The 15,688-nt window shown below is 66.5% G+C and carries 14 protein-coding genes; 8 read left to right on the top strand and 6 right to left on the bottom strand.

Annotated elements, in window-relative coordinates; translation table 11 throughout:
• Positions 1–245: 245 nt before the first annotated feature.
• Entirely contained in the window at positions 246–1,670 is a 1,425-nt protein-coding gene (gene zwf / locus N7333_RS17730) for a glucose-6-phosphate dehydrogenase (RefSeq protein ID WP_230090025.1), read from the bottom strand.
• Between the two features lie 295 nt (positions 1,671–1,965).
• Here zwf and hexR point away from each other — a divergent pair, with 295 nt between their 5' ends.
• From hexR to N7333_RS17710, 4 genes are all read left to right on the top strand, one after another.
• On the top strand, positions 1,966–2,832 hold the full coding sequence (hexR, locus tag N7333_RS17725) for a transcriptional regulator HexR (protein WP_003241170.1): 867 nt from the start codon (positions 1,966–1,968) through the stop codon (positions 2,830–2,832).
• A gap of 98 nt (positions 2,833–2,930) precedes the next feature.
• A complete protein-coding gene (locus N7333_RS17720) occupies positions 2,931–3,143 on the top strand; it encodes a hypothetical protein (RefSeq protein WP_003241169.1) in 213 nt (70 codons plus the stop codon).
• A 179-nt stretch (positions 3,144–3,322) separates the two neighbouring features.
• Positions 3,323–3,781, top strand: a complete 459-nt coding sequence (locus N7333_RS17715) for a (2Fe-2S)-binding protein (protein ID WP_003241168.1) — start codon at positions 3,323–3,325, stop codon at positions 3,779–3,781.
• Between the two features lie 14 nt (positions 3,782–3,795).
• Positions 3,796–6,033: a xanthine dehydrogenase family protein molybdopterin-binding subunit gene (locus N7333_RS17710; RefSeq protein WP_129483795.1), complete on the top strand. Its 2,238-nt coding sequence runs from the start codon at positions 3,796–3,798 to the stop codon at positions 6,031–6,033.
• Positions 6,034–6,233: 200 nt separating this feature from the next.
• Here N7333_RS17710 and N7333_RS17705 read toward each other — a convergent pair whose 3' ends face one another.
• Together N7333_RS17705 and N7333_RS17700 are read right to left on the bottom strand one after the other, a co-directional pair.
• On the bottom strand, positions 6,234–7,421 hold the full coding sequence (locus tag N7333_RS17705) for an XdhC family protein (protein ID WP_129483794.1): 1,188 nt from the start codon (positions 7,419–7,421) through the stop codon (positions 6,234–6,236).
• A gap of 81 nt (positions 7,422–7,502) precedes the next feature.
• A complete protein-coding gene (locus tag N7333_RS17700) occupies positions 7,503–8,465 on the bottom strand; it encodes a LysR family transcriptional regulator (RefSeq protein ID WP_003241162.1) in 963 nt (320 codons plus the stop codon).
• 152 nt (positions 8,466–8,617) lie between these two features.
• On the opposite strand from N7333_RS17700, the gene N7333_RS17695 reads away from it, so the two are divergent.
• The 4 genes from N7333_RS17695 to N7333_RS17680 all read left to right on the top strand — a co-directional run bounded on the left by N7333_RS17695 (position 8,618) and on the right by N7333_RS17680 (position 13,438).
• Complete coding sequence (locus N7333_RS17695) at positions 8,618–10,033, top strand: acetyl-CoA carboxylase biotin carboxylase subunit (protein WP_129483793.1); 1,416 nt, start codon at positions 8,618–8,620, stop codon at positions 10,031–10,033.
• A gap of 16 nt (positions 10,034–10,049) precedes the next feature.
• Complete coding sequence (gene oadA / locus N7333_RS17690) at positions 10,050–11,858, top strand: sodium-extruding oxaloacetate decarboxylase subunit alpha (protein ID WP_129483792.1); 1,809 nt, start codon at positions 10,050–10,052, stop codon at positions 11,856–11,858.
• Positions 11,859–12,192: 334 nt separating this feature from the next.
• Positions 12,193–13,134, top strand: a complete 942-nt coding sequence (locus tag N7333_RS17685; RefSeq protein WP_012020220.1) for a sodium-dependent bicarbonate transport family permease — start codon at positions 12,193–12,195, stop codon at positions 13,132–13,134.
• A 1-nt stretch (position 13,135) separates the two neighbouring features.
• Entirely contained in the window at positions 13,136–13,438 is a 303-nt protein-coding gene (locus tag N7333_RS17680; protein ID WP_003241154.1) for a hypothetical protein, read from the top strand.
• 83 nt (positions 13,439–13,521) lie between these two features.
• Here the strand turns inward: N7333_RS17680 and N7333_RS17675 are convergent, their stop codons facing one another.
• The 3 genes from N7333_RS17675 to N7333_RS17665 form a co-directional block, all read right to left on the bottom strand.
• Positions 13,522–14,250, bottom strand: a complete 729-nt coding sequence (locus N7333_RS17675; RefSeq protein ID WP_003241152.1) for a carbonic anhydrase — start codon at positions 14,248–14,250, stop codon at positions 13,522–13,524.
• Positions 14,251–14,429: 179 nt separating this feature from the next.
• A complete protein-coding gene (locus N7333_RS17670; RefSeq protein WP_279859180.1) occupies positions 14,430–15,377 on the bottom strand; it encodes a carbohydrate kinase in 948 nt (315 codons plus the stop codon).
• Positions 15,378–15,405: 28 nt separating this feature from the next.
• A partial coding sequence (locus N7333_RS17665) for an FGGY-family carbohydrate kinase (protein WP_279859179.1) occupies positions 15,406–15,688 on the bottom strand: 283 nt, incomplete at its 5' end.

The raw sequence follows: 15,688 nt of genomic DNA, 5'->3' as shown, positions 1-15,688 counted from the left end.
CCGGGAGCCAGACCTATAGCGAGCGGCGTGCCAGGTATTTAAATTTCAATAAAATCAGTAACTTGTCGTGACCAGGCAAGCATGCAGGGTCATATTGAGCGGCGTCGCACAGATTGTTGCGCAACAAGTTGCGCACTGCTGTGCAGCTTTTTGCGCAGCATCCCGAAGGCCCCGTGGCTGCTGGATTCGGCGCGCTTGAGCAGGCATTTATCCACAGTCCGCTGCGCAAGAAGCTGCCAGAGCGCTCACTCGGCCCAGTGCCGGCCGTGGCGTTCCAGCAAGTGCTGCAGCTGCTCCGGGCCATCGCTGCCGGCCGGGTAGGGGCGCGGGCTCTGGTAGTGCTGGTGCCAGCCCTGCAGGATGGGATCGACCCACTGCCAGGCGGCCTCCACCTCGTCGCGGCGCATGAACAGCGTCGAGTCGCCTTCGATCACGTCCAGCAGCAGGCGCTCGTAGGCCTCCCAGCGGCGCTGCTTGTGGAAGGCGGCGGCGAGGTTGAGGTCCAGCTCGACGGGTTTGAGGTGCATGCCCTTGCCGGGGTTCTTGGCCATCAGTTGCAGGCTGATGCGCTCTTCCGGTTGCAGGCGGATCAGCAGTTGATTCGCCTCGCCGTCGTTGAACAGGCGGTGCGGCACCGGCTTGAACTGGATGAGGATTTCCGAGGTTTTCTTCGCCAGGCGCTTGCCGGTGCGCAGATAGAACGGCACGCCGGCCCAGCGCCAGTTGTCGATCTCCACCTGCACGGCGACAAAGGTTTCGGTGTCGCTGTCGTTGTCGACGTTCTTCTCGAAGTAGTAGGCGGGTACGTCGTGGCCACCGATCTGGCCGGCGGTGTACTGGCCGCGCACGGTCTTGTCCTGCACGTCGAGGCCGCTGATGGGCTTGAGCGCCTCAAGGATCTTCACCTTCTCGTTGCGCACCGCTTCGGCGTCGAAGCGCACAGGCGCTTCCATGGCCACCAGGCAGAGCAACTGCAGCAGGTGGTTCTGGATCATGTCGCGCATGGCGCCTGCCTTGTCGTAGTAGGCGCCGCGGTTTTCCACGCCGAGGGTTTCGCACACGCTGATCTGTACGTGGTCGATATGCCCGGCGCGCCATACCGGCTCGAACAGGGCGTTGGCGAAGCGCAGCGCCATCAGGTTCTGCACGGTCTCCTTGCCCAGATAGTGATCGATGCGAAACACCCGCGCCTCGTCGAACACGGCGCCGATGGCGGCGTTGATCGCCCGCGCCGACTCCAGCGAGTGGCCGATGGGCTTTTCCAGCACGATGCGTGCGGCCGGGCCGGCCAGGCCGGCGTTGGCCAGGTGCGCGGCGATGTCTTCGAACAGGTTCGGCGCGGTCGCCAGGTAGTAGACCCGCACGCGCTGGTCGTCGCGCCCCAGGCGTTTGGCCAGGCGGCCGAAGTCGGCGCTCTGTGCGGCATCCATGGCGAAGTAGTCGAGGCGTGCGGCGAAGCTGGCCCAGGTGTCGGTGGAGAAATCGGCGCGTGCCACCTGGGCGCGGCAGTGGCGCTCGGCCAGGGTCTGGTACGCCTCGCGGCTGTGGTTGCTGCGGGCCAGGGCGAGGATGCGCATGTCGGCGTGCAGGCGTCCTTCGCGATGCAGGTGATAGAGCGCAGGCAGCAGCTTGTGCAGGGCCAGGTCGCCGGTGCCACCGAAAACCAGCATGTCGCAGGGGATGCTCAAGGGAAGACTCCGACTGGGTTGTAACAGATCGTTGAAACTACCTGTTGAAAGGGGCACCGTCAAAATCGGGCTCTGGAGCCGTATCAGCCGCAGCGGTTCGCGCTTTTTCGGAGCCACTTGTCTGCAGCGCCGCGTTATTCGGCGGACTGTGGGCGGTGCGCGCGGGCGAGCCATGTAGTATAACTACAAGGTCACTACAACCGCCGGGCGCTGCGCAACCCAGCCATGACCAGCCCGCTGCCCGCGGTAGATCCTTTTCTGCATAGAGCCTAGCCCCGTGAATCTGTTGCAACATATCGCCCAGTCGCGCCATCTGCTGCGCAAGTCCGAGCTCAAGGTGGCCGACCACGTGCTGCTCGATCCCGCATCGGTGATGCACAGCTCCATGGCCGAGCTGGCGCACAGCGTCGGCATCAGCGAGCCGACCATCGTGCGCTTCTGTCGCGCCATCGGTTGCAGCGGCTTTCAGGACCTCAAGCTGAAATTGGCGCAGAGCCTGGCCGCGGGTGCCAGCTTCGGCCAGTTCGCCATTCACGAGGACGACTCGGTCGCCGACTTCAGTCTGAAGATCTTCGACACCACGCTGCACACCCTGATGGAGGTGCGCGAGAAGCTCGACCCCGAGGCGCTGCAACGGGCGATCGCCGCCTGCTCGCAGGCGCAGCGTGTGGAGTTCTACGGTTTCGGCGCCTCCGGCGCGGTAGCGGCCGATGCCCAGCACAAGTTCTTCCGCCTGTTGCTCAATGCCGCGGCCTATTCCGACCCGCACATGCAGGCGATGAGTGCGGTGACCCTCAAGCCGAGCGACGTGGCCATCTGCATCTCGCAGTCGGGGCGCTCCAAGGATCTGCTGATCACCGCCAACCTGGTGCGCGAGTCCGGCGCCAGCCTGATCACCCTGTGCCCGAGCCAGACGCCCCTGGCCGAGCTGGCCACGGTCAACCTGGCCATCGACGTGCAGGAAGACACCGAGATCTACACTCCGCTGACTTCGCGCATCGCCCACCTGGTGGTGATCGACGTGCTGGCCATGGGCGTGGCCATGGCGCGCGGGCCGAGCCTGGTCAACCACCTCAAGAGCGTCAAGCGCAGCCTGCGCAGCCTGCGCCTGTCGCCCAAGTCGCTGCGCAATAGCGAGGATTGAGTGCAGGCGGTTTCACCGCCTGTTCATCTTCTCGCCCTCAAAGCGTCATCTGCCCGGACCATGCTGAGGCCTCCAGTCCTCGTTCCGGGAGAACCGAGATGCCTCGTATCTTCGATGACGCGCAACTGCACACCCCCACCGACGCCAAGACCCGGCGCAAACTGCAGGACCAGCGGCGCATGGCCTATCGCCGGGCCATCGAGAATTACGCCGAACAGTGCCAGCTGCAGCGCGAACTGGCCGATTACCCCGAGCTGATTCCCGCCGGCTACCTGCTGGCGGCCGGCCGCGACGAGCGCACGGCGGCCTGACCTGCGGCGACGTCTCGCCATGGGCTGGGCGGCGCGCTTGCCCGATTCTGCGAACTTATTGCCCGGTTCTGCCGATCTGCAGGGCGGCCGGCGACAGCGCCTTTTCCGCCCACTAGAGTGACGGTCCGGCCCTTGCGCCCGGAACCACTCAGACACCATCAGAACAAGGTGGGCAGACCATGATTACCCTGAATCTCAACGGCCAGGACCATGAACTGGACGTGGCGGGCGATATGCCGCTGCTCTGGGCCCTGCGTGACGTGGCCAACCTCACCGGCACCAAGTACGGCTGTGGCATGGCGCTGTGCGGCGCCTGCACGGTGAACGTCGACGGCCAGCCGACCCGCTCCTGCGTGACCCCGGTATCGGCGCTGGTGGGCAAGCGCATCACCACCATCGAGGCGGTCGGCGAAGACGCCGTGGGCAAGGTGGTCCAGGAGGCCTGGCGCCAGCTCGACGTGGTGCAATGCGGCTACTGCCAGTCCGGGCAGATCATGGCCGCCACGGCGCTGCTCAGCGGCAACAAGGCACCGAGCGACGCCGATATCGACGCGGCCATGAGCGGCAACATCTGCCGCTGCGCCACCTATGTGCGGATTCGCGCCGCCATTCACGACGCTGCCGGCAAGCTGGCCTGAGGAGGCGCATGAACATGGGCAAGATCGAAACCCCCGATGGTGCCACTCGCGGCATCCTCAACGTCAGCCGTCGCAGCCTGCTCAAGGGCGCCGGCGGCCTGGCCCTGGGCATCTTTTTCGCGCCGCTGCTGCGCGGCATGGATGCACTGGCGGCAGGTGGCCCGCTGGAGCCGAACGCCTTCGTGCGCATCGACCTCGATGGCACGGTGACCGTGCTGGCCAAACACCTGGAGATGGGCCAGGGCAGCTACACCGGCCTGGCCACGCTACTGGCCGAGGAGCTGGATGCCGACTGGAACCAGGTGCGCGTCGAAGGCGCGCCGGCCGATGCCAAGCGCTACAACAACCTCGCCTTCGGGCCGATGCAGGGCACCGGCGGCAGCACCGCCATGGCCAACTCCTGGGAGCAGATGCGTAACGCCGGCGCCACCGCCAAGGCCATGCTGGTGGCGGCGGCTGCGCAGCGCTGGGGTGTGCCGGCCAGCGAGATCAGCGTCAGTCAGGGCGTGGTCAGCCACGCCGGTTCAGGTCGCAGTGCCGGTTTCGGTGAGCTGGTCGAGGCAGCTGCGCAACTGCCGGTACCGGAGCAGGTGCAGCTCAAGGATCCCAGGGACTTCAAGCTGATCGGCAAGCGCGATCTGCGGCGCAAGGACAGCCTGGACAAGACCGACGGCAGCGCCGTGTTCACCCAGGACTTCAAGCTGCCGGGCATGCTGGTGGCCATGGTCGCCTACCCGCCGCGTTTTGGCGGCGTGCCGCGCAAGGTGGACAGCAGCAAGGCCAAGGCGGTGCGCGACGTGGTCGAGGTGGTGGAGTTTCGCGACCTGCCCCACGGCCGCTCGGGCGTCGCCGTGCTGGCGAACAACACCTGGGCGGCGCGCCAGGGCCGTGACGCGCTGGTGATCGAGTGGGACGAGACCCAGGCCTTCACCCTCGGCAGCGAGGAGATTTTCGCCCAGTACCGCGAGAGCGCAGGTCAGCCGGGTCTTCCCGCCGCGAGCAAGGGCGATGCCGATGCGGCGTTGGCGCAGGCGGCGAAAACCGTCGAGGCCGAGTACGAATTCCCCTACCTGGCCCATGCGGCGATGGAGCCGATGAACTGCCTGGTGAAGCTGTCCGACGAGCGCTGCGAGATCTGGAACGGCGAGCAGTTCCAGACCGTCGACCAGGCCATCATCAGCGGCTACCTGGGCCTGGCGCCGGAGCAGGTGTCGCTGACCCAGCTGTATGCCGGCGGCAGCTTTGGTCGCCGCGCCGGTTCGGTGTCGGACTACCTGCTGGAGGCGGTGGCCATCGCCAAGGCCGCGCGTGACAAGGGCGTCGATGCGCCGGTGAAGATGGTCTGGACGCGCGAGGACGATACCCGTGGCGGTTACTTCCGGCCGCTGTATCTGCACCGCGTACGTATCGGCCTGGACCAGGGCGGCAAGCTGCAGGCCTGGCACAACCGCATCGTCGGGCAGTCGATCATGGCCGGTACTTCGATGGAGCCCTTCATGATCAAGGACGGCATCGACCATACCTCGGTCGAGGGCCTGTCCAACCTGGCCTATACGGTGCCCAACCTGCAGGTGGAGCTGAGCACGCCGACCAATATCAAGGTGCCGGTGCTGTGGTGGCGCTCGGTGGGCCATACCCACACCGGTTACGTCGCCGAGACCATGATCGACGAGGCGGCCGTGGCCGCGGGCCAGGATCCTTACGCTTTCCGTCATGCGCTGCTGGACAGCCAGCCGCGTCACCGTGGCGTGCTGGAGCTGGCCGCCAAGCAGGCCGGCTGGGACAAGCCACTGGCCGCCGGCGCCGAGGGTGAGAAGCGCGGGCGCGGTATCGCCGTGCACGAATCCTTCGGCTCCTTCGTGGCGCAGGTCGCCGAGGTGACGGTCAAGGCCGATGGCAGCTACCGGCTGGATCGCGTGGTGTGCGCGGTGGACTGCGGCATCGCCATCAACCCGGATGTGATCCGCGCGCAGATGGAAGGCGGAATCGGCTTCGCTCTGGCGGCCGCTCGGCACAGTGCGATCACCCTGAAGGAAGGACGGATCGAGCAATCGAACTTCCATGACTTCCAGGTGCTGCGCATGAACGAGATGCCCAAGGTGGAGGTGCATATCGTGCCGTCCGCGGAGAACCCGACCGGTGTCGGTGAGCCGGGCGTGCCGCCGCTGGCACCGGCGCTGGCCAATGCGCTGTTCGCCGCCACCGGCGTACGTCTGCGCAAGTTGCCGTTCCCGGCGCAGATCAAGGCCTGACGTCCGATACTGGAAGCACGAACGCCCGGGGTAATCCCGGGCGTTCTCGTTTATGGGGGCTGGTTTTCCCGGATGGCATCCGGGCTACGGTGTGTTGTGGCAGGTAAGAGCATGTAGGGTGGGCTTTAGCCCACCAGCCGTGGTGGGCTGAAGCGGATCGCCGCCCGGCGCACCCTACGAGTCTGTGGCCTCGATGGGGCTCAGGACGCGTTCAGTCTGGTCGCTGTTTCGATCTCGCTGGCGTCTTGCGGGGTGGGTGCATGGATCGCCGCCTGGCGATGCTTGAGCATGCCCCCGTCGCGCTGGTTCAGCGCTGCGGTCATTTCGGCGAGGATCGCCGTGGCCACGCTTTCCGGCGTGTCGCCGCCGATATCCAGGCCGATGGGGTAGTGCAGGCGCTGCAGCGCCGTCAGCTCGCCGCCCTGCGCGCGAATCTCGCCGAGCAGGCGTTCGGTGCGCTCGCGGGGCCCCAGCTGACCTATATACACCGGCGTGCCCTGCAGCACAGCGCCCAGCCAGTGACGGTCCTGGCTGTAGCTGTGGCTCATCACCGCCACCAGCGCGCCGTCGGTAAGGGCTTGCAGGGCGTAGGGCGAGCCGGTGTCGACCTGCAGCACCGCGTCGGCCTCGGGGAAGCGCTCGGCGCGGGCGAAATGGGCGCGGCCGTCCACGACGGTGACATGCCAGTCCAGCAGCTTGGCCATATGCACCAGTGGCTGGGCGTCATGCCCGGCGCCGAAGATCACCAGGCGCCGCTGCGGCGCCAGGTATTCGCAGAACACTTCCACGTCGCCACGGGCGTCGCGGTAGCTGCGCAGCGTCGAGCGTTCCCGGGCCAGGGTTTCGGCCATGGCCGCGCGCACCTGGGCATCCAGCGCCGGATCGAGCAGGCGCGCGCGCTCGCTGCCATCCGGGTACAGCAGCAGATGGTCACCAACCCGGACGCGGGCGTTGCGATAGCTGGAGATCACCGTGGCCTGCACGCCGGCCCGGCCACTCTCGCGCACCTGGCGCAGCAGCTCGAGCACCGCCAGCGGTTTTTCCGCGCTGTGGCGTTGCAGCAGCACGTGCACGGTGCCGTTGCAGCCGAGGCCAAAGGTCAGAGCGGCGTCCTGGTCGTCATCGTCGTCCTGGGTGGCCGTGCTGTAGCGGCGAATCACCGGCTCGCCGCTGTCGGTCAGCCACCAGGCCTTCTTCGCCACCTCGGATTCCAGGCAGCCGCCACTGATGGTGCCCACGGTGCCGCCGTACAGCGGAATCAGCATCCGTGCACCGGGGCGACGGTAGGCCGAGCCCTCCACCTTGACCACCGTGGCGAGCACGGCCTGGCCCTGTTCGCGTTCGACGGCGGCGATGGCGCCCAGCAGGGCGCTGGTTCCCGACAGCATGAGGGTCTCCCGGCAAGTTCGTGGGGCGAGCGGAAAAAGGCTATGCAGATCGCCAATGTCCCCTATGCCAGTAAAGGAGGGTTAGGCCGATCCTGCGAGATTCTTGCCCGATCCTGCGAAACGCTCGGCCAGGCGGACGATGGTCGGGCGCTCGCTGCGGATGAAATCGACGAAGGCCTGCGCCACTGGCGACAGGCGCCGTCCGCGGATATTTACCACGCACCAGCTGCGCTGCAGTGGCAGCTCCGCCACCGGCAGCTCGCGCAGCAGGCCGTGCTCCAGCTCCAGGCGTACCGCATGGCGCGGCAGCAGGGCCAGGCCGAGCCCGGCGATCGCTGCCTCGCGCTGGGCATCCAGCGAGCCGATCTCCAGCGTCTGGGCAAAGTGGGCGCGCTTCTGGTTGCAGTACTCCTCGCAGGCGCGGCGGGTGCCCGAGCCGCTCTCGCGGATCAGCAGCGCATGGGCGGTCAGATCCTGCAGCTGCAGCGTCTGCTGCGAACACAGCGGATGATCCGGCGCCGCCACGGCCACGATGGGGTTGTTGAGAAAGGGCATGAAGTCCAGCGCCATGTCCTGTGGCACCTGGCTCATGATCATCAGGTCGTCGCGGCTCAGGGTCAGGCGGCGCACCACCAGGGCGTGATTGACCACAGTGAGGTTCAGGCTGACTTCGGGGTAATGGCGGCGAAATTCGGCGAACAGGTGAGGTACGAAGTACTTCGCGCTGGATTCCACGCACAGGTTGAGCTGCCCCTGCAGCGAGCCCTGCAGGTCCGACAGCTGCATGTCCAGGCTCTCCAGGCGGCCGAAGATATCGCTGCTGGCGCGCCTGAGCGCTTCGGCCGCCTCGGTCAGGTAGAGCTTCTTGCCGACGTATTCGAACAGCGGCTGGCCGACCAGCTCCTCCAGCTGGCGGATCTGCAGGCTGACCGCCGGCTGGGTCAGCGCCATTTCGTCTGCGGCGCGGCTGTAGGAGCCGTGTTCGCACACGGCGCGGAATACCTGAAGCTGGCGCAGGGTCATGCGCAGCAGGGTTTTACGCATGCGTGAGGTCCTCGTTTGATCAATACATAAGTAATTACTTATGCATGATCTAATAATTATTGATTTTGGTTAATTCGTATACCCGGCTAGCTTAATCGGGCGTTCGCCTTACTGGCCGCAGCCCCTGACAGCCCTGTGCTGAGGATTGAACCGTGATCAAGAAGATCCTGATCGCCAACCGTGGTGAAATTGCCGTCCGTATCGTGCGGGCCTGTGCCGAAATGGGCATTCGCTCGGTGGCCATCTATTCCGAGGCGGACCGCCACGCCCTGCACGTCAAGCGCGCCGACGAGGCGCACAGCATCGGCGACGACCCCCTGGCCGGCTACCTGAACCCGCGTAAGCTGGTCAATCTGGCCGTGGAAACCGGCTGCGACGCCCTCCATCCCGGCTACGGTTTTCTCTCCGAGAACGCCGAACTGGCGGAGATCTGCGCCGAACGTGGGGTCAAGTTTATCGGGCCGTCGGCCGAGGTGATTCGCCGCATGGGCGACAAGACCGAGGCGCGGCGCAGCATGATCAAGGCCGGCGTGCCGGTCACCCCGGGTACCGAAGGCAACGTCGCCGATCTCGACGAGGCGCTGCGCGAAGCCGACCGCATCGGCTACCCGGTGATGCTCAAGGCCACCTCCGGCGGCGGCGGCCGCGGCATTCGCCGCTGCAACAGCCGCGAGGACCTGGAGCAGGCCTATCCGCGGGTGATCTCCGAGGCGACCAAGGCCTTCGGCAGCGCGGAAGTCTTCCTGGAGAAGTGCATCGTCAATCCCAAGCACATCGAGGCGCAGGTGCTGGCCGACAGCTTCGGCAACACCGTGCACCTGTACGAGCGCGACTGCTCGATCCAGCGCCGCAACCAGAAGCTGATCGAGATCGCCCCCAGCCCGCAGCTGACCCCTGAGCAGCGCGCCTATATCGGCGACCTGGCGGTGCGCGCCGCGCAGGCGGTGGGCTACGAGAACGCCGGCACCGTGGAGTTCCTGCTCGCCGAGGGCGAGGTGTACTTCATGGAGATGAACACCCGGGTGCAGGTGGAGCACACCATCACCGAGGAAATCACCGGCATCGACATCGTCCGCGAGCAGATTCGCATCGCCAGCGGTCAGCCGCTGTCGATCAAGCAGGAAGACATCATCCACCGTGGTTATGCCCTGCAGTTCCGCATCAACGCCGAGGACCCGAAGAACAACTTTCTGCCGTCCTTCGGCAAAATCACCCGCTACTACGCCCCCGGCGGCCCCGGCGTGCGGACCGACACGGCGATCTACACCGGCTACACCATTCCGCCCTACTACGATTCGATGTGCCTGAAGCTGATCGTCTGGGCACTGACCTGGGAAGAGGCGATGGACCGCGGCCTGCGCGCGCTGGACGACATGCGCGTGCAGGGCGTGCGCACCACCGCGCCCTATTACCAGGAAATCCTGCGCAACCCGGAGTTTCGCAGCGGCCAGTTCAACACCAGCTTCGTCGAGAGCCATCCGGAGCTGACCCAGTACTCGATCAAGCGCAACCCGTCGCACCTGGCCATCGCCATCGCCACCGCCATCGCGGCCCACGCCGGCCTGTAGGGGAAGGACTCAGAACATGAGCAAGAAAGTTACCGTCACCGACACCATCCTGCGCGACGCCCATCAGTCGCTGCTGGCGACCCGCATGCGCACCGAGGACATGCTGCCGATCTGCGACAAGCTCGACCGCGTCGGCTACTGGTCGCTGGAAGTCTGGGGCGGCGCCACCTTCGACGCCTGCGTGCGCTTTCTCAAGGAAGACCCGTGGGAGCGCCTGCGCCAGCTCAAGGCGGCGCTGCCCAACACCCGCCTGCAGATGCTCCTGCGTGGGCAGAACCTGCTCGGCTACCGCCACTACAGCGATGACGTGGTGCGCGCCTTCGTGGCCAAGGCCGCGGTCAACGGCATCGACGTGTTCCGCATCTTCGATGCGATGAACGACGTGCGTAACCTGCGCGTGTCCATCGAGGCGGTGAAGGCCGCCGGCAAGCACGCCCAGGGCACCATCGCCTACACCACCAGCCCGGTGCACACCATCGACGCCTTCGTCGAGCAGGCCAAGCAGATGGCCGCCATGGGGGTGGATTCCATCGCCATCAAGGACATGGCCGGTCTGCTCACCCCCTACGCTACCGGCGATCTGGTCAGGGCGCTGAAAGACGCCCTGCCGCTGGAAGTGGTGGTGCACTCGCACGACACCGCCGGCGTGGCCAGCATGTGCCAGCTCAAGGCCGTGGAAAACGGCGCCGACCGCATCGACACCGCCATCTCCAGCATGGCCTGGGGCACCAGCCATCCGGGTACCGAATCCATGGTCGCGGCGCTGCGTGGCACGCCCTACGACACCGGCCTGGACCTGGAACTGATCCAGGAGATCGGCCTGTACTTCCATGCCGTGCGCAAGAAGTACCACCAGTTCGAGAGCGAATTCACCGGCGTCGACACACGCGTGCAGGTCAATCAGGTACCGGGCGGGATGATTTCCAACCTGGCCAACCAGTTGAAGGAGCAGGGCGCCCTCAATCGCATGGGCGAAGTGCTGGAAGAGATTCCGCGGGTGCGCGCCGACCTCGGCTACCCGCCGCTGGTGACGCCCACTTCGCAGATCGTCGGCACCCAGGCCTTCTTCAACGTGCTCGCCGGCGAGCGCTACAAGACCATCACCAACGAGGTGAAGCTGTACCTGCAAGGGCGTTACGGCAAGGCGCCGGGCAAGGTCAATGACGAGCTGCGCAAGCGCGCCATCGGTAACGAGGAAGTGATCGAAGGGCGCCCAGCCGACCTGCTCAAGCCGGAGATGGCCAAGCTGCGCGAGGAGATCGGCAGCCTGGCCAAGTCCGAAGAGGACGTGCTGACCTTCGCCATGTTCCCCGACATCGGCCGCAAGTTCCTCGAGGAGCGTGCCGCCGGCACCCTCAAGCCCGAGGCCCTGCTGCCCATGCCGCAGGTCGGCGGCGCCGCGCCGGTGGGGGGTGAAGGCGTGCCCACCGAGTTCGTGGTGGACGTGCATGGCGAGAGCTACCGCGTCGACATCACCGGTGTCGGCGTCAAGGGCGATGGCAAGCGCCACTTCTACCTCTCCATCGACGGCATGCCGGAAGAGGTGGTGTTCGAGCCGCTCAACGAGTTCGTTGCCGGCAGTGGCGGCAAGCGCAAGCAGGCCAGCGCGCCGGGCGACGTGTCCACCACCATGCCGGGCAACATCGTCGATGTACTGGTCAAGGAAGGTGATGCGGTCAAGGCCGGCCAGGCCGTGCTGATCACCGAAGCGATGAAGATGGAAACCGAAGTGCAGGCGCCGATCGCCGGTACCGTCAAGGCCGTTCACGTGGCCAAGGGCGACCGCGTCAATCCGGGCGAAGTGCTGGTGGAAATCGAAGGTTAACCTCAGGAGCCCGACCTGTTGGATGGGCAAGTTTGACGGGGCATAACCCGGGCTCCTTTTTTATTCCGCGCTACGGCGCATCTTTGTCCCGGGGGCCGCAAGGCTCCCTTTTTTTGACTGGCCGCCAGTTGTGCCGGCTAAGCTTTCCGGCCATGCCCCAGTGTCGCGCCAATGGCGAGGCAAGGCAGGGTGATCAGCACCGCCCTGCTGGGGCATGGCCTTTTCCTTTGCGTGCGTGTGGTCGTCCGGGTAGGGTGCGCCATGCGCACCGAGAGGGGCGAATAGAGTGACTGGTGCGCGCAGCGCACCCTACGAGGTTGGGGGAGGAGCTCAAGTGGGTCTGGATCCGGTAGTGCTGTTTTTCGTCTTCGGCCTGGTCGCCGGGTTGCTCAAGAGCGAGCTGAAGCTGCCGGCGGCGCTGTACGAGACGCTGTCGATCATCCTCCTGCTGGCCATCGGTCTGCACGGCGGCGTGGAGCTGGCGCAGCAGGCCAGCCTGCAGCTGCTCGGTCAGTCGGCACTGGTGCTGGCGCTCGGCGTGCTGCTGCCGATCCTGGCGTTCGTCCTGCTGCGCGGCCTGCGTTTCGACCGCGTCAACGCCGCGGCGGTGGCGGCGCACTACGGCTCGGTCAGCGCCGGTACCTTCGCCGTGGTGGTGGCTTACATGCTGGCCAAGGGCATCGAGTTCGAGAGCTACATGCCGCTGTTCGTCGCCATCCTTGAGATTCCGGCGATCCTGGTCGGCATCGTCCTGGCCAAGGGCATTGCGCGCGACACCCACTGGGGCGAGCTGGGCCGCGAGATCTTCCTCGGCAAGAGCATCATGCTGCTGCTCGGCGGCCTGGTGATCGGCGCCATCGCCGGCAAGGAGGCGATCAAGCCGCTGGAGCCGCTGTACACCAGCATGTTCAAGCCGGTGCTGGCGTTCTTCCTGCTGGAGATGGGCCTGATCGCCTCCGGTCAGCTCGGTGCGCTGAAGCAGTTCGGCCTGCGCCTGGCCGGCTTCGCCCTGCTGATGCCGCTGCTCGGTGCGCTGATCGGCGCCCTGCTGGCGCGCTTCATGGGGCTGAGCCTGGGCGGCACGGCGATGCTCGCCACCCTGGCTGCCTCGGCCTCCTACATCGCGGTGCCGGCGGCCATGCGCCTGGCCCTGCCCGAGGCCAATCCGTCGCTGTCGCTCACGGCCTCGCTGGGGATAACCTTCCCCTTCAATATTCTGATCGGCATTCCGCTGTACCTGGCGCTGGCCGAACGACTGATTGCCTGGGGGTTCTGAGATGAACGCACATAACCGCACCCTGCTCACCGTGATCTGCGAGGCGGCGCTGGAGAAGCGTCTGCTGGCCGATCTGGAAACGCTGGGCGCGCCCGGCTGGACCATTTCCGACGCCCGCGGCCGTGGCCACCGTGGCGTGCGCAGCGCCGGCTGGGACACCGAGGGCAATATCCGCCTGGAAATCATCTGCAACCGCGAGCTGGCCGAGCGCATCGCCGAGCATCTGCAGGTGCGCTACTACGACCACTTCGCCATGGTCTGCTACCTGGCGCAGGTGGAAGTGCTGCGTGGGGAGAAGTTCTGACGGGGCCCCGGTAGGGTGCGCTATGCGCACCCGGCGGCCCCTCGGTTCGGTCACCTGCCGCAGAGGGGCGAGGCGCGCGGCGCTCAGTCCTGCGGGTAGCGCGCGCGCGGGGTGGCCATCGGCACCTTGTCGCCATCGAGCGGCAGGAAGCTGCCCAGCTCGGCGTCGTAGGCCCGGATCTGACTGGTTTCGATGTCGTACACCCAGCCGTGGATGAACAGTTGGCCGCGCGCCAGCTTGGCCGCCACCGACGGGTGGGTGCGCAGGTGGTCGAGCTGCGCCACCACGTTTTCCTCGGTCAGCACGGCGAGGGTTTCCTGGTCGTTGCCGCAACTGCAGTTCTCCGCCACCACGGTGCGCGCCACTTCGGCATGGCGCAGCCAGGCCTTGACCGTGGGCATGGTTTCCAGCGAGGCCGGATTGAGCACCGCCTTCATCGCGCCGCAGTCGGAATGGCCGCAGATGACGATGTGCTGCACGCCCAGGGCCATCACCGCGTACTCGATGGCGGTGGACACGCCACCCATCATCTGGCCGTAGGGCGGTACCACGTTGCCGACGTTGCGGTTGACGAACAGGTCGCCCGGGGAGCTCTGGGTGATCAGCTCCGGCACCACGCGCGAATCGGCGCAGGTGATGAACATGGCGCGCGGGTTCTGTGCGGTGGCGAGCTTCTTGAACAGCTCTTCCTGCTGCGGGAACACCTCGTTGCGAAAGCGCTTGAAGCCCTCGACGATGCTCTGCAGCGCCTGCTCGGCGGTTTCGTTGCCCTCGTGAGCCTGAAGCGGAATGACCTGGTGTTTGTAAGGCATGCCCTGAACCTCTGTGAACCTGAAAAGACGCTGCTATGGCGACAGCGCCAGTGCCGGGCGAGTCACATGCCGAGTGTCGCCTCCGGCGGGCTGGGCGACAACCTGCAGCTGCAGCCAATTGGTTCTGGCGCAGGCACAGGCCCTTCGTCGCCCGCTGCCCAGGGCGGAGTGCGGTGGGGTCAGCGCGCGCTTTGCCGCTCCAGCTCGTGCAGGTAGGGCAGGTCGGGCCCGACCCGGGCGCAGGTCTGCGCGGCAGCCTCGATGGCCAGGTGCAACATGGCGTCGATCTGCTCGTGGCTCAGCGTCGCCAGCGCCTCGGGGCTGTCCAGCTCGTGGCGGGCCAGGTAGCTGAGCAGCGCGGCCTGGAAGGTATCACCGGCGCCGACGGTGTCGCGGGTGGCTACGGCCATCGCCGGCGCCGACCAGTGGCCGTGGCGGCTATGGACGCTGGCGCCTTTGCTGCCCTTGGTGAGGAACACCAGTTGGCAGCGCGCGTTAAGCCAGCCCACTGCGACCTGCTGCGGGTCGCGCTCGGGATAGAGCAACTGCAGGTCTTCCTCGCTGACCTTGATCAGATGGGCATAGCCGGCGAAGGTCTCGACGCGCTCGCGCCAGCGGGCGATATCCGGCGCGGGGCCGAGACGCACGTTGGGATCGAGGCTGATCAGGCGTTGCTGATGCTCGCGCTGCACCAGCGTCAGCAGCGTCTCGGCCACCGGCTCCACCACCAGGGAGAAGGAGCCGACATGCAGGCCACGTACCCGCGCATCCAGGGTCGGCAGGTGCTCGGCGCGCAGCTGGCGGTCGGCGCAGCACTCGCCACGGAAGCTGTAGTGCGGCGAACCGGCCGCGTCCAGGCCGACCATGGCCAGGGTGGTCGGCGCATCGCTGGCGATCAGGTAGGCATCGCTCACGCCCTCGTCACGCAGCACCTGGCGCAGGCGCTGGCCGAGGCTGTCCGAGGAGATCCCGGTAAACAGCGCCGCATCACTGCCCAGGCGTCTCAGGCCGAGCGCCACATTGAACGGCGAACCGCCGGCGATGGCCTTGAAGGCCAGTTCGTTACTGCGCGCGCCGTCGCTCTGGATGAACACGTCGAACAGCGCTTCGCCACAGACCAGGTACATAGACGTCTCCTCTAGCGTCGTGGCGTTCTCACGCCGGTGTGTTTTCGGCGAGCCGGCCGACCTGCTCGCGGTAGCGTTGATAGACCGCCTCGTACTGCGCCGTGCGCGCCGGGTCCGGTTGCGTCTGGGTGCTGGCATCGAGCTGTACGCAACGCTCGCACAGTTCGGCCAGCTGCGCCTGGCGATCCGCAGCGGGCGTCAGGCACCAGGCGGCCTGGATCGCGGCGCCCAGCGCGGCGGCTTCGGTGTGCTGCGGGCAGACCAGCGGCGTGCCCATGATATCGGCGATCACCTGGCGCCATACCGGGCTC

This window comes from Pseudomonas sp. GD04158 (genome assembly GCF_029834875.1).
Classification (GTDB): domain Bacteria; phylum Pseudomonadota; class Gammaproteobacteria; order Pseudomonadales; family Pseudomonadaceae; genus Aquipseudomonas; species Aquipseudomonas hydrolytica.
The sequence above is the reverse complement of the archived record's forward strand: the minus strand, read 5'-3'. Positions and strand labels throughout refer to the sequence as shown.